Source organism: Mesorhizobium album (assembly GCF_033977205.1).
GTDB lineage: Bacteria > Pseudomonadota > Alphaproteobacteria > Rhizobiales > Rhizobiaceae > Mesorhizobium > Mesorhizobium album.
Window position 1 is genome coordinate 23,105 of sequence record NZ_JAVIIW010000037.1, and the last position, 12,854, is coordinate 35,958.

Sequence of the window (12,854 nt, forward strand, 5' to 3'; positions counted from 1 at the left end):
ACTTTCGGGAGACATGCTTTTAAAGCGCGCCGCGCTGAAGTGGATTGAGGCGGCACGCATTAGGTCTTTGTTTCGATGCATGTCGTTCTCCCAAAATCGCTGCGCACTTTCAGGAGACATGCTTTAGGATGGCCGACGCGTGTCGCGCCGAATGACTGGCACGAAGAGGTACTTCACGACGCGTTCCTTCATCAGCAGCAGCGCCTTTGTGGAGTCCATATCGGGGGTCGCGGCCGGTCGGGTGCAGAGATAGAAATCGTCGTTCGTAGTCAGGAAGATGCGAGGATCGCCTTCATAGACCTGCTCCCTGAGGCTGGTGACGTAATAGCCGCGGGGGTTGGGACGGACGTCGTCGCTTGAGGCAACCTCGTTGACATGGTCGGGGCCACAGAGCCTCGCGATGTCGGGATCCGCCGCCGCAGCTACTTGCGCTGACACAAGAAGGGCAAGAGAGATGATGAGTCTGGTGGGTTTCATGTCGTCCTCCTTTCCAATCCGGTGCTGCTTGAATCGCTTGGAAGCGACGGCCGAATTGGCTATGCTGAGGGAGCGCGTCAGGGGCGTGAAATGTCCCGAAAGACTCCTGAAATTGACCCGAAATCTGCTGAAACGGTCACTTTCGGCGGTTTTGTTTTCCTAACGAAAAGCAGAGAACTCTGGACCGCTGAAGGCAGAGCGATAGATCTTCGCAGCCAGTCCGCAGAGGTGCTCTCAACACTCGCTGCGCGAGCGGGCGAGATCGTGTCCAAGGACGCGCTGATGCGGGCCGTCTGGCCCGATACCTTCGTTACCGAAGACAGCCTTACGCAATGCATTGCCGACATTCGCCGCGCGTTGGGCGAAGACGCGCACGCGATCGTGGAAACCTTCCCCAAGAGGGGTTACCGGCTGAATGCCGATCCGTCGGCCGCTGCTTCTGGCGCCGCAGCCGGCACGGAACGAGCGAAGTCACGCTTCCCGCGAGCCGGCTTCATTCTTGCCGCGCTCGTTCTCGTCGTCGCGGCGACCGGCGCGTACTACGGCGCCGAAATATGGCGAGCCACCCCGGTTCGCTCAAGCGACATGCCGAGGATTGCCGTCCTTCCGTTCGAGGACTTCAGTACCGGTGCGGACAAGGGATATCTTAGCGATGCCGTTGCCGAGGGGATTATCACTGATTTGGCGCGGAGCAAGACTTATGCCGTCATCGCGCGGAATTCGAGCTTCAGGTACCGTGACAAGCCCACCGATGCCAGGCGGATTGGCGACGAACTCGGTGTCGACTACCTGCTCGAGGGCAGCCAGCAGAAGATCGGAGACCGGTTGAAAGTGTCTGCTCAACTGCTCGATGCGCATGACGGATCACATCTCTGGGCCAATTCTTACGACCGCGAGATTGGCGATCTTTTCGTCGTCCAGGAGGAAATCATCCGCACTATTGCGGAACGGGTCTGGCACAGGATCGAGCGACCCTGGCCTCAGAGCGATGCCGCCCGGGTTAGCGCACTCCACTATTATCTGATGGGGTTTGTCGAGATCGACAAGGATTTCTCTGCCGCGGGGACCGCCTTGCTGCGGCAGTATAGCCTCAAGGCGATCGAAGCGGATCCGAACTCGCAGTTTGGCTATATCGGGCTGGCCCACTCCTATCGCATCGACGCGGATTACGCGTGGCACGAGCAGGACCGTGACGAGGGGTTGAAGCGTGCTGCCGAATACGCCGACAAGGCCATCCTGCTCGCTCCGGACGATCCCGAGTCGCAATGGGCCCGCGCCCGCGTGCATGCTGACGCCGGCGAGGTCGAGCAGGCCCTTGCGCGGTTCGATCAGGCGATCGCCCTGAATCCCAGCAACTCGATGATCCTCGTCAGCAGTACGGATTCGTTGGTCTGGGTTGGCCGTACAGACGAAGCGATCGATCGGATCAAGCAGGCTATGGGCATCGATCCTTTCTACCCGGACTGGTTCAACTGGCAGATGGGCTGGGCGCTCTACGCAAAGAACGATTGCGGGGCTGCGCTGGCGTGGATGCGGAGAATGTCCAGAATCCCGAACGGAGCATACCGAACGCTTGCGGAGATCCACGCTTGTCTGGGAAACGAGCGGGAGGCAAGGGAAGCGCTTGCGGTTTCCCTCAAAGACTCGCCGGGCGAATCCATCCACAAATTACGCAAGCAATGGGAGAAGGTATATACCGCCCCCGGAGGACTCGAACGCTGGCTCAAACACATGCGGATCGCGGGCATGCCGGAGTGATGCCCCTGCGCGGGCACGGCCGGGCTGCACGAGTAATGTCCTGAAGGCACTGATTGTTGTTGCCGGACACGACGCCAACCAAGCCGAGGTCGGAAGGCAGCGCCGGGTGATCGACGACGTGCTCGCTGATCACGAACGCTGGCAGTGACGCGGATTACAACAGGCCTTTGGCCCTGAGATCAGCGGCGAAGGTCGCCAGCGGCATGACGAGGGTCAGCGGCGATCCCGCGAGCGGCTCTGCGCCATATGCACGATACCAGTTCGCGGCGCGATCGCTCTTGGCATCGATGATGAGCAGCAGACCGCCGCCTTCAGCGGCGACACGCAGGCAGCGTAAGGCTGCCGCGGCGAGGAGCTGGCCTCCGAGCCCATGCCCGGCCACCGTCAGATCTGTCGCCAGGCGGGCAAGCTTGAACCCGGCCACTTCGTGTCGGGCCAGCCCTTTTGTTATAGCCGCGGGCACTTGCTCATGAGCTACGGCCGAGGGTGCGATCGTGTAGAAGCCAAGAATGCGGCTTGGGTTCGCGCTTTCGACAGCGCAAAACGTCTTCGAAGCGTTCTGTTCATGGCTCTGCCTAGCAAAGCGCCGCAGAAAATCATTCATCCGCTCGTCGCCGCAATCAAAAGACGCGCGATCGTGCGATTTCGAGATCGGCTCCTCTTGCCATAGCGGCAGGATCATATCGCGTTGGGAAGGGCCGCGATGGCAGCCCGCAATTTCGCATTGGGCTTGGGCGGGTGTTCGAGCAAGTCGAGGATGCGCTTGAAATCGCGCTCAGTGACCTCGGTCGTTTCGACCGCTTTGATCACGGCTTCCGCCTCGGGCAGCACCCTGTCGAGGATGAAGTCGGTCATGTCCTTATGCGACAGTGCCGCCGCGCGGGCGATCATCGCCTTTTGCGCGGGCCTTATACGGATGTTGAAGCGCTCGGTTTTGTCGCTGGCTGACTTGGGCATAGCAGGTTCCTCTGTGTCAGATATAATGTACGCACGCGATACGTACAACTAGAGCAGCAAATCTTGATTTCGCTACCCAACGGGTGAAAAGCTCGACCCATGGAATGGCGCGACGAGGGAATCATTCTGGGCACCCGCAAGCATGGCGAAACCAGCGCCATCCTCGAGGTGATGACGCGCGCCCATGGCCGGCATCTCGGCTTGGTGCGCGGCGGCCGCTCGCGCAAGCAGCAGCCGGTGCTGCAGCCCGGCAACCGCGTCGACCTTCTGTGGCGGGCCCGCCTTGACGAGCATCTCGGCGTCTTCCAGGCCGAAGCGATCGAGATGAACGCCGCACGTCTGATGGACAGCGCCGTCGCCGTCTACGGCCTGCAGACCATGGCGGCGCATCTGAGGCTTCTGCCGGAGCGCGATGCCCATGGCGGCCTCTACGAGGCTCTTGCCGTGATGATCTCCCATCTCGACGATGCCGATGCCGCGGGCGAACTAGTGGCGCGCTTCGAGCTGCTCATTCTGGACGAACTCGGCTTCGGCCTTGACCTCAGCCAATGCGCGGCGACCGGATCGAGGCAGGATCTCGCCTATGTCTCGCCGAAATCGGGGCGCGCCGTCTCGCGGGCCGCCGGCGAGCCCTGGCGCGACAAGATGCTGGCGTTGCCCGCCTTCCTGCAGCGCGGCTCCGGCCTGCGCGCCGATCCTGCAGCACTCGAGGATGCGTTCCGGCTGACCGGCTTCTTCTTCGCCCGCCATGTCTACGAGCCGCGCGGCATCGAGGCGCCCGACGCCCGCGCCGGCTTTCTCGCGGCCTTGCGCCGGCATCAGGCGGCGGTGAAGGCCATTGCCGGGGAGACTGTTGGGCAATAAGGCAGTCGCCTATTCGGCTCCCCGCCGTTCCAGAAAATCGTCGAGGATGGGACGCTGGCCCTTCAGGATTTTCACCCCGGCCTCGGGCAGCGAAAACCAGCCGGCTTTGTCCACTTCGGGGAATTCCTTCATGGCGCCCGACTTGGGCGGCCACTCCAAGGTGAACATGTTGCTCCTGATGGCATCCGTGTCGAGATCGCCCTCCACGCTCCAGGCGATCACGATCTTGCCGCCCGGCTGCTTGTAGCTGCCGACAGGCTGGAAGTGGCCGTCGATGGCGACGCCGAGTTCTTCTTCGGCCTCGCGCCGGGCAGCCTGAAGCTCATCCTCCCTGTCGCCGATCAGCCCTTTCGGGATCGACCACGCGCCTTCGTCCTTTCTTGCCCAGAACGGTCCGCCGGGATGGACCAGCAGGAATTCGAGAACACCGGCGGTTCGCCTGTAGATCAGCAGGCCCGCGCTTCGTTGCGGCATCGATTATCCCCTTGGAAATTAGTGCGGGCGTTCGAGAATAGCATGAGTATTTCGCGCCAGGCGGCAGATAATTTCGCCGCCAAGTTCCAGTGTTTCGACGTGTCGCCGCCGGATAAGGCCCCAAGTCGCTGGCAATCGGCGCCGAAACATGCTCGATCTTGCAGGCCGGCAAGGTGCTGATTTCAATAGCCGTCCCATCGCCGCATTTGTCGGCCACGACTGGCACGGTTTTGAGGGGAACCGCCATGTTTTTCAACCTGATCATCATTGCCGCGGTCATCGCTTTATTCGTCATCATTTCACGCCAGCAAGCCCGCATCGGCCTGATCGAGCGCGAGCTTGGCGCGCTGCGCAGCCTGGTGCTTTCGGGTATCCCGCAGCCCGTGTCCAAGACAGGCGAGGCGGCGGAAGGCGAAGCTCCCGCCGCAGCCGCCGAGGCTGCCGCGTCGCCGGCGAGTGAAGCCGCCCCGCAAGCTCCTGCCGCTACGCCTGACGAACCCAAAGCCGAAGCGTCGGCGCAAGCGGGCGAGGGGACACCGTCCGAACCCGCCGGCCCGGCACAACCTGCCGCGCCGGCCGAAGCGGCTGCGCCTGCAATGGCCGCGCGCGATGTCGAGACGGCGCTCGGCACGCGCTGGGCGGTCTGGGTCGGCGGCATCGCGCTGGCGCTGGGCGGCCTGTTCCTGATCCGCTACACGATCGAGGCCGGCATCTTCGGCCCCGGCGTGCGCCTCACCATGGCCGGCATTCTCGGCCTGGTGCTGGTGGCCGGCGCCGAGTTCATCCGCCGCACCGGCTTCAGGGTGCCGGTGCAGGGTGCGGCCGGCGCCTATATTCCGGCGATCCTGACGGCAGCCGGCGCCTTCATCCTGTTCGGCACCGTCTATGCCGCCCATGGCATCTATGGCTTCATCGGCCCGGCGCTCGCCTTCACCTTGCTCGGCGCCATCGGCATCGCCACCATCGCCGCCTCGCTGGTCCATGGCCTGGCGCTGGCCGGCATCGGCCTGCTCGGCGCCATGGTCACGCCGGCGCTCGTCGCTACCGAGGCGCCCAATCCGTGGGCGTTGTTTGTCTATCTGGCGATCGTGCTTGCCGCCACGGCGGCCATCGCCCACATCCGCGATTGGAGGGCACTCGTTGCCGCGGCCTTCGCCGGCACCGGCATCTGGACGATCATCTATATGACCGATGCGTTGGAGGTGAATCTTGCCGCCGTACTGTTCATCAGCCTGGCCACGCTTGCCGTGTTGGCCTTCGTCTGGCTCGCCCGGCGCGACGAGGCGGAGCCAAGCTTCGACTGGCCGTCGATCGCGCCCGGCTTCTTCGTCGCGCTGGCCGCGCTCGGGCTGTCGGTCGATCCGGTATTTGCCAAGGCGGGCGACGCCCTGCATGGCGCGGTGCTGCTCGCCGCGCTCGTGGCGGTGGCGCTCTACCGGCCGCGCGCTCTGCCGCTCGTCTTCACCGCCGGCCTGGCGACGGTGCTGATCTATCTCGGCATCATCCCGCCCGCCACCATCGGCGCCGATGCGCTCAATGCCGGCCTGGGCGCCGAACCGCTAGCGACATCCGACACGCTGACCTTTCGCATCGGCATTGCGCTCGGCCTGATCTTCATTGCCGCCGGCTTCTGGGCCGCGCGCCGCTCTGCCGCCGCGGCGCCCATCCGCGCCGCGTCCTGGGCGGCGTGGGGCGTGATTGCGCCGCTGGTCGTGCTCACGGCGTTGTGGCTTACCTTCGGCGATATCGACCGCGACTTGGGCTACGCGCTGCCGGCGCTGCTTCTGGTGCTGGTCTTTGCCGCCGGCGGCGAGTGGATCGCGCGCGCCGAGGAGCCGCCGCTCGGCGGCGGTCCCGCCGTCTCCTTCGCGTTCGCCGGCGCCGGTGTCGCCGGCTTGCTGATGCTGCACATGGCGTTCGGCTCGGGCTGGACGACGGTGATGCTTGGCGCCGCCGCTATCGTTCCGGCCTTGGCGACGCGCTGGCGCTCCTACCCGGTGCTGGGCTGGATCGCGGTGGGCGCGGCGGTTGCCGTGCTCGGCCGCGTCGCCTTCGATCCGACCATTGTCGGCGCAGCAGAGCTGTCGAGGACGCCGGTCTTCAACTGGCTGCTGCCGGGCTACGGCGTGCCGGCGCTCGCCTTCGGCTTCGCCGCCTGGCAGCTGGCGCGCACCACCAATGGCCGGCCGCGCCTTGCGATGGAGGCGGCCTCGGCGCTGTTCGCGCTGCTTGCCGTTGCGATGCTGGTGCGCCACGCCATGCATGGCGGCGTCATCGACACCGGGCCCGTCACCCTTGCCGAGCAGGCGATCTACACGCTGATCGCGCTCGGCGCAGGCGCGATCCTCGTCGCCATCGACATGCGTTCGCCGAGCTCAGTGCTGCGCTATGGCTCGATGGCTGCCGGCGTGGTTTCGGCGGCCATGATCGCCGTCCAGCATTTCGTCGTGCTGAACCCGCTGGTGACGGACGAATCGACCGGCAAGATTGCGTTCTTCAATCTGTTGTTCCTGGCCTATCTGCTGCCGGCTGTCGCCGCCGGCGCATTGGCGCTTTACGTCCGTGACAAGCGCCCGAGATGGTATGCGGCGATGCTGGCGCTGGTCGCATCGCTGCTTGCCTTCGCCTATGCGACGCTGTCGGTGCGGCGCCTGTTCAAGGGCGAGTTCATCGGCCTGTGGAGCGGCCTCGGTCAGCTCGAGACCTACACCTATTCGGCGCTCTGGCTGGTCATCGGCGTGGCATTGCTCACCGCCGGTGTCTGGCTGAGGTCGCAGGTGCTGCGCATTGCCTCGGCGGTGCTGATCGCGGTCGCGGTGCTGAAAGTCTTCCTCTTCGACATGTCGGAGCTGGAAGGCGTGCTGCGCGCCTTGTCCTTCATCGGCTTGGGCGCCGTGCTGATCGGCATCGGCTTGTTCTATCAGCGGCTTTTGACCCGGGCGGCGAGGTCCGAAACCAGATAAGGTCAGGCCAAATCGGTCTGCGCGAAGTCATTGCCCTTGTATAGCAGAGGTACGCGGTAGGCTTTGGCGCATGCGTAACTGAAGCAGTCGCCGAAATTCAGTTTGGCAGGATGGCCGACATATCCACCGTAATCGCGAGCGGCCTTGACAGCGAGTTCTCGAATCTTCGTGTCCAGCGGAATCTCGACGGCCTTGAGTTCGGCCAGGAAGCCTAAGACGATCGTTTGACATTCTTCGATCAGGGCCGGCGGTGTCGGTACCTGCTCGCCGTTTCCCGCTACGGATTTCCTGCGAGCGATCCCAACGATCGCCTCAAATGAGGAACTCGGCGAGAAATAGAGCTTCTCGGCAGCTTCCACTCTCTTGAGAAGACGGTGGGCATCTGCTTCTTCCGAAATGATCGCGATGATGGCGGAAGCATCGAGAAACATCAGATGTCACCCCATCCTTCGTCCATGAATTTCTTCATGTCGAAGTCCGGGTTATCTGGACCGAGCGCCCTCACTGCGTCCTGATACTTTTTGATGCGCTCGCTTAGTGGGAGGACCGCGTGCGCCCGTTCGAGCTCACGCTTGAGCGCGATCCGTACGGCTTCCGTCTTCGTGGGCGCTTTGATCGCGGACTGCAACTGACGAGCCAACGCGTCGACCTCGTTATCGCGGATGTACAAAGACATAGCAAACTCCCACCAGTGTATATTCCGAGGCGAATATTCAAGATATTCAAGGATGAATATACAGTGGCCGAAGCCGGTTTTCAAGCTTGGTTTGCGCTTCAGCCCAAGCCGGGAATAAACTGGCAGCCGCCGGCGTTGTTAAGGTGCTTGGGTACCGGAGCGGTAGTCCGCTTCGCGCTGGCTGCTTGCGCCGCGCCGGAAAGGCGCGTTCAATCGGATGGAAAACGACCTCGAAACAAGCGGTCATGGACGACAAGAAGGCAGCGATCCTGAGCGAGATACCGCGTCTGCGGCGCTATGCGCGCTCGCTGCTGCGCGACCGCGATTCCGCCGACGATCTCGTCCAGGACTGCCTGGAGCGGGCGCTTGTGCGCCTCGACAACTGGCAGACTGGCGAAAGCCCTAGGAGGTGGCTGTTTACGATCATGCATCATCTGTTCATCGACCAGATGCGCAAGGTTAACCGGCGTGGCGAGTCGGCGATGCTGCCGCTCGAAGCCGGCGAAGCCCAGGCTGCGCCCGCCGATCAGGTCGAAAGCATCGCCTCGCGCGAGATCATGGATGCCCTGCAGGCGATCAGCCCCGATCGCCGCGCGGCATTGGTCATGGTCGCCATCGAAGGCTTTTCCTACGCCGAGGCCGCCAACATCCTCGGGGTGCCGGCCGGCACGCTAATGTCGCGCATCGCACGCGGCCGCGAGGAACTGCGCGGCCTGCTGGACGACTCCTCGCGCCGCCGCTCGATAAGGATCGTCGAGCGATGACCCGGCGCGATTTCACCGAACGCGATATCCACATGGCCCTCGATGGCGAGCTGCCAGGCGAGGAGCGCATGGCCTATGACGCCTGGCTTGAAGCCAATCCCGAGATGAAGGCGAAGAGCGTCCGCTACATCGCGGACCGCGCAGCGCTGCGCGCGGCCTTGGCCGGCGTGATGGACGAGCCGGTGCCGGCGCGACTCAAGGCGGCGGTGCTTGGCGATGCGCCGACGAAGACGCCTGCCTGGCGTTCGCGCTGGTGGCTTTCGGCGGCGGCCGCCGCCGTGCTGATGGTCGGCGGGTTCGGCGGCTATGTCGCCGGCATCGGCGGCATCGGGCGAAGCGATGACAGGGACGAGCAGCTCGCCGAGCAGGCGATCGCCGCCCATGTCATCTACGCCGGCGAGAAGCGTCATGCGGTCGAGGTGCCGGCGAGCGACAAGGACCATCTGCAGACCTGGCTGTCCAACCGGGTTGGTCTGAGGCTGGTGGCGCCCGACCTCACGGCCGAGGGCTTCGATCTTGTCGGCGGCCGGCTGTTGCCTTCGGGCGAGCACGGCAAGGCGGCGGCGATGCTGCTCTACGAGGACGCCAACGGCGAGCGCATCTCGCTCTTCGTCACCGCCGAATCGTCCGAGACCGTCAAGGGTACCTATGCGGCCAAGGCGGACGGACCCGAGGCGGTCTATTGGCTGGACAAAGGCTATGGCTGCGCCGTCGTCGGTTCGCTGCCGCGCGAGCGCCTGTCGGAGGTCGCCAAGAGCGCCTACGGCCAGCTTCTGGCCGGTATTTCGAGTTGAGGCCGGCTGCGTTTTTCGCGGCCGGCAGCCCATCCAAACAGTGATCTTGTTCAAATACTTCGCGCTTCCTTGCCGTCGCAGAAGGTGTCACAATTCGGCCCTAATCAAGGAGCGATAGCGCTTGATGGATAGCGGCGCTTCGGCCGGGGTGTTGCTTTTTGACCGGGGCCGTTTCCTTAAACCCAATCGAGGTTCTCCCAAGCCCGCATGCCTGCCGAGATTCGCAAGGCCCGCGCGTCAGACGTCGATGACCTCGCCGCCATCGAGAAGGCTGTCTTCTCGGGCGACCGGCTTTCCCGCCGCTCCTTCCGTCAGTTCATCGAGCGCGAGACCGCCGAGATGCTGGTGGCCGAGAATGACCGCCATATCGCCGGCTACGCGGTGGTGCTGTTTCGCAAGGGCAGCGGCGTAGCCCGGCTCTACTCCATCGCCGTCGGTCCTTTCTTCAGCCGCCTCGGCATCGGCCGCCAGCTCCTGGCCGCCGCCGAGGAGGCGGCCTATGAGCACGACCGCATGATGCTGAGGCTCGAGGTGCGCGAAGACAATCAGCGCGCCATCCGCATCTACGAGCAGGCGGGCTACCGAAAGATAGGCCGCGAGCCCGACTACTATGAGGACGGCGCCACCGCGCTGCGCTACGAAAAGACGCTGCGCGGCGATATCCCGATCGCCACCAAGGTGCCGTTCTACCAGCAGACCTGCGAATTCACCTGCGGCCCGTGCTGCCTGATGATGGCGATGGCCAATTTCGACCGTGGCTTCGTGCCCGACCCGATTATGGAAATCCGCCTGTGGCGCGAGGCGACCACGGTGTTCATGATGTCCGGGCCCGGCGGCTGCGAGCCCTTCGGCTTGGCGGTTGCCGGCTATGAAAGCGGGCTTGCCGCCGAGATCTTCGTTTCCTTCTACGGTGCGCTCTTCCTGCAGTCGGTGCGAAGCGCCGACAAGCGCCGGGTGATGGAGCTCGCCCAGGTCGACTTTCGCCGCCGCGCCGAACTTTATGGCATCCCGGTGAATTACCGTCCGTTCGGCATCGACGACATCCGCACCGCGCTCGCCGAGGGCAAGCTGGTGCTGGTGCTGATCAGCGGCTTTCTGATGTTCGGCAAGAAGGTGCCGCACTGGGTGCTCGCCATCGGCGACGACGGCGACCATATTCTGATCCACGATCCGTGGGTCGAGGATGAAAGGCAGGAGACGATCCTCGACGCCGCCAACATTCCCGTGCCCTATGGCATCTTCATGAACATGGCGCAGTTCGGTCGCGACGGATTGCGCGCCGCCATCACTCTGGGGAAACGCTGAAACAATGACCTGGGTCATCCTCACAGGCAGGCAGAACGACCTCGACCAGGTGGCGACGCCGCACAAGATCATCACCAATCGCGACTACCTGGCGCATCCGGCGCTGTTTCGCGGCCAGCGGCCGAAGGTGATCAACCTGTCGAACAATTACGGCTACCAGAGCCGCGGCTATTACGCCTCGCTTCTCGCCGGGTCGCGCGGCCACAAGGTGATCCCGACCGTCGAGACCATGATCGATCTCTCGGAGCGCAAGCTCTACGAGCACGCGCTGCCGGAACTGGAGCTCGCGCTCAGCAAATGCCGCAAGGATCTCGGCGGAGCCTTCCCGTCCAAGGTCGCCGTCTTCTTCGGCATCGGGCCGTCGAAGGTCTGGGACCGGTTCACCAAGCTGTTGTTCGACTGGTTCCGCGCGCCGGCGCTCGAGGTCCACATCAAGGACAGCGCCGAATGGGCCTCGATCCGCAAGATCGGCTTCCTGCCGCTCGCCCGCATGACCGACGAGGAGGAAAAAGTCTTCCTGCAATGCCTGGAGACCTATACCAACCGCGAATGGCGCGACACCAAGGGCCGCACGCCGGCGCGCTACACTTTCGCGACGCTGGTCGATCCGCATGAGGAATTGCCGCCCTCGGAGATTTCCTCGCTGCGCTATTGGGCGCGGATCGCCGAGAAGATGGGCGTCGAAGTCGAGCCGATCACCAGGAAGGACCTCGCCAAGCTCGCCAATTATGACGCGCTGTTCATCCGTGAGACGACGTCGATCTCCAACCACACCTACCGCTTCGCGCGCCGCGCCCAGCAGGAAGGCATGCCGGTGATCGACGATCCGCTGTCGATGATCCGCTGCACCAACAAGGTCTATCTCAACGAGCTGATGACCTACAACAAGGTGCCGGTGCCGCCGACGGTGATGATCGCCGGCCCTTCGGATCTGGAGCTCGCGGCGCAGACGCTGGGCTTCCCGCTGGTGCTGAAGATCCCGGACTCCTCTTTCTCCCGCGGCGTCAAGAAATGCGAGAACCTCGCCGAGCTGACAAAGCTCGCGACCGAGTGGCTGGAGGATTCCGACCTCCTCATCGCGCAGAAATTCATCCCGACCGAATATGACTGGCGCGTCGGCGTGCTCGGCGGCCAGCCGCTGTTTGCCGTCCATTATCTGATGGCGAAGAAGCACTGGCAGATCGTCAACCACAAGGCCAACGGCAAGCCCGACCAGGGCGGCATCAAGACCTTCACGCTGAAGGAGACGCCGCCGCATGTCGTCGAGACCGCGGTCAAGGCGGCGCGCTGCATCGGCGACGGCCTCTACGGCGTCGACCTCAAGGAAACCAAGGACGGCGTCTTCGTCATCGAGGTCAACGACAATCCCAATCTCGACCATGGCTGGGAGGATTCCGGTGAGAAGGACGAGGTCTGGGTGCGGCTGACGCAATGGTTCCTGGAGCGCCTGGAGCGCCCTGGCCGCTAGAGCATTTGCAGCCGGGCGGGATCGCCTGGCGTCGCTGAAATGCGGCTAAGACAAACATCCGAATGGGGGCGAGATGCTGTTTTTCGTGATCGAGGATTTTAGCGGCTGCGACCGCAAAGAAATCTACCGGCGTTTCCGCGACCGGGGCCGGTTGAAACCCGATCAGCTCGTCGTGCATCACAGCTGGATCGCGGGCGACATGAGCCGCTGCTTCCTCCTGGTGGAGGCCGACGATGTCACGCTCCTGCAGCGCTGGGTCATCGAATGGGCGGATCTGGTGGAGTTCGAGATCGTTCCCGTGGCGACCAACAAGGACATGGTGGCGGCGTTGAGCGACCACCTCTGACCCGCGCC

At 63.8% G+C, this 12,854-nt stretch carries 14 protein-coding genes; 8 read left to right on the plus strand and 6 right to left on the minus strand.

Annotation, left to right across the window (positions count from 1 at the left end):
* Positions 1-123 precede the first annotated feature (123 nt).
* Positions 124-477, minus strand: a complete 354-nt coding sequence (locus RFN28_RS25495; RefSeq protein ID WP_320289943.1) for a hypothetical protein — start codon at positions 475-477, stop codon at positions 124-126.
* Between the two features lie 90 nt (positions 478-567).
* Between RFN28_RS25495 and RFN28_RS25500 the strand changes: the two genes are divergently transcribed.
* Positions 568-2,235 (plus strand): winged helix-turn-helix domain-containing tetratricopeptide repeat protein, encoded by a 1,668-nt coding sequence (locus RFN28_RS25500; RefSeq protein WP_320289944.1) that lies wholly within the window; start codon positions 568-570, stop codon positions 2,233-2,235.
* 154 nt (positions 2,236-2,389) lie between these two features.
* Here RFN28_RS25500 and RFN28_RS25505 read toward each other — a convergent pair whose 3' ends face one another.
* Positions 2,390-2,917 (minus strand): GNAT family N-acetyltransferase, encoded by a 528-nt coding sequence (locus RFN28_RS25505; RefSeq protein ID WP_320289945.1) that lies wholly within the window; start codon positions 2,915-2,917, stop codon positions 2,390-2,392.
* On the minus strand, positions 2,914-3,192 hold the full coding sequence (locus tag RFN28_RS25510) for a type II toxin-antitoxin system TacA family antitoxin (protein ID WP_320289946.1): 279 nt from the start codon (positions 3,190-3,192) through the stop codon (positions 2,914-2,916). Before RFN28_RS25510 ends, RFN28_RS25505 begins: the two co-directional genes overlap by 4 nt.
* A 99-nt stretch (positions 3,193-3,291) precedes the next feature.
* On the opposite strand from RFN28_RS25510, the gene recO reads away from it, so the two are divergent.
* Positions 3,292-4,056, plus strand: a complete 765-nt coding sequence (gene recO / locus RFN28_RS25515; protein WP_320289947.1) for a DNA repair protein RecO — start codon at positions 3,292-3,294, stop codon at positions 4,054-4,056.
* 9 nt (positions 4,057-4,065) lie between these two features.
* Here the strand turns inward: recO and RFN28_RS25520 are convergent, their stop codons facing one another.
* On the minus strand, positions 4,066-4,530 hold the full coding sequence (locus RFN28_RS25520; RefSeq protein ID WP_320289948.1) for an NUDIX hydrolase: 465 nt from the start codon (positions 4,528-4,530) through the stop codon (positions 4,066-4,068).
* 245 nt (positions 4,531-4,775) lie between these two features.
* On the opposite strand from RFN28_RS25520, the gene RFN28_RS25525 reads away from it, so the two are divergent.
* Complete coding sequence (locus RFN28_RS25525; RefSeq protein ID WP_320289949.1) at positions 4,776-7,493, plus strand: DUF2339 domain-containing protein; 2,718 nt, start codon at positions 4,776-4,778, stop codon at positions 7,491-7,493.
* Between the two features lie 2 nt (positions 7,494-7,495).
* Here the strand turns inward: RFN28_RS25525 and RFN28_RS25530 are convergent, their stop codons facing one another.
* Positions 7,496-7,924 (minus strand): type II toxin-antitoxin system VapC family toxin, encoded by a 429-nt coding sequence (locus RFN28_RS25530; protein ID WP_320289950.1) that lies wholly within the window; start codon positions 7,922-7,924, stop codon positions 7,496-7,498.
* Positions 7,924-8,169: a type II toxin-antitoxin system VapB family antitoxin gene (locus RFN28_RS25535; protein WP_320289951.1), complete on the minus strand. Its 246-nt coding sequence runs from the start codon at positions 8,167-8,169 to the stop codon at positions 7,924-7,926. The genes RFN28_RS25530 and RFN28_RS25535 overlap by 1 nt, the downstream gene beginning before the upstream one ends.
* 245 nt (positions 8,170-8,414) lie before the next feature.
* On the opposite strand from RFN28_RS25535, the gene RFN28_RS25540 reads away from it, so the two are divergent.
* The 5 genes from RFN28_RS25540 (at position 8,415) to RFN28_RS25560 (ending at position 12,846) form a co-directional block, all read left to right on the plus strand.
* Positions 8,415-8,933 carry an RNA polymerase sigma factor gene (locus RFN28_RS25540; RefSeq protein WP_040972071.1) on the plus strand — a complete coding sequence of 173 codons (519 nt, stop codon included), beginning with the start codon at positions 8,415-8,417 and terminating at the stop codon, positions 8,931-8,933.
* A complete protein-coding gene (locus RFN28_RS25545; RefSeq protein ID WP_320289952.1) occupies positions 8,930-9,727 on the plus strand; it encodes an anti-sigma factor family protein in 798 nt (265 codons plus the stop codon). Before RFN28_RS25540 ends, RFN28_RS25545 begins: the two co-directional genes overlap by 4 nt.
* A gap of 207 nt (positions 9,728-9,934) precedes the next feature.
* Positions 9,935-11,032 carry a peptidase C39 family protein gene (locus RFN28_RS25550; protein WP_320289953.1) on the plus strand — a complete coding sequence of 366 codons (1,098 nt, stop codon included), beginning with the start codon at positions 9,935-9,937 and terminating at the stop codon, positions 11,030-11,032.
* 4 nt (positions 11,033-11,036) lie between these two features.
* Complete coding sequence (locus RFN28_RS25555) at positions 11,037-12,500, plus strand: RimK family ATP-grasp domain-containing protein (RefSeq protein WP_320289954.1); 1,464 nt, start codon at positions 11,037-11,039, stop codon at positions 12,498-12,500.
* A gap of 73 nt (positions 12,501-12,573) precedes the next feature.
* On the plus strand, positions 12,574-12,846 hold the full coding sequence (locus RFN28_RS25560) for a DUF3303 domain-containing protein (protein WP_320289955.1): 273 nt from the start codon (positions 12,574-12,576) through the stop codon (positions 12,844-12,846).
* Positions 12,847-12,854 lie beyond the last annotated feature (8 nt).

Excerpts from the sequence above, each read along its gene's own strand:
- RFN28_RS25495 (WP_320289943.1), bottom strand. The coding sequence starts at position 477 with ATGAAACCCACCAGACTCATCATCTCTCTTGCCCTTCTTGTGTCAGCG.
- RFN28_RS25500 (WP_320289944.1), top strand. The coding sequence starts at position 568 with ATGTCCCGAAAGACTCCTGAAATTGACCCGAAATCTGCTGAAACGGTC.
- RFN28_RS25505 (WP_320289945.1), bottom strand. The coding sequence starts at position 2,917 with ATGATCCTGCCGCTATGGCAAGAGGAGCCGATCTCGAAATCGCACGAT.
- RFN28_RS25510 (WP_320289946.1), bottom strand. The coding sequence starts at position 3,192 with ATGCCCAAGTCAGCCAGCGACAAAACCGAGCGCTTCAACATCCGTATA.
- recO (WP_320289947.1), top strand. The coding sequence starts at position 3,292 with ATGGAATGGCGCGACGAGGGAATCATTCTGGGCACCCGCAAGCATGGC.
- RFN28_RS25520 (WP_320289948.1), bottom strand. The coding sequence starts at position 4,530 with ATGCCGCAACGAAGCGCGGGCCTGCTGATCTACAGGCGAACCGCCGGT.
- RFN28_RS25525 (WP_320289949.1), top strand. The coding sequence starts at position 4,776 with ATGTTTTTCAACCTGATCATCATTGCCGCGGTCATCGCTTTATTCGTC.
- RFN28_RS25530 (WP_320289950.1), bottom strand. The coding sequence starts at position 7,924 with ATGTTTCTCGATGCTTCCGCCATCATCGCGATCATTTCGGAAGAAGCA.
- RFN28_RS25535 (WP_320289951.1), bottom strand. The coding sequence starts at position 8,169 with ATGTCTTTGTACATCCGCGATAACGAGGTCGACGCGTTGGCTCGTCAG.
- RFN28_RS25540 (WP_040972071.1), top strand. The coding sequence starts at position 8,415 with ATGGACGACAAGAAGGCAGCGATCCTGAGCGAGATACCGCGTCTGCGG.
- RFN28_RS25545 (WP_320289952.1), top strand. The coding sequence starts at position 8,930 with ATGACCCGGCGCGATTTCACCGAACGCGATATCCACATGGCCCTCGAT.
- RFN28_RS25550 (WP_320289953.1), top strand. The coding sequence starts at position 9,935 with ATGCCTGCCGAGATTCGCAAGGCCCGCGCGTCAGACGTCGATGACCTC.
- RFN28_RS25555 (WP_320289954.1), top strand. The coding sequence starts at position 11,037 with ATGACCTGGGTCATCCTCACAGGCAGGCAGAACGACCTCGACCAGGTG.
- RFN28_RS25560 (WP_320289955.1), top strand. The coding sequence starts at position 12,574 with ATGCTGTTTTTCGTGATCGAGGATTTTAGCGGCTGCGACCGCAAAGAA.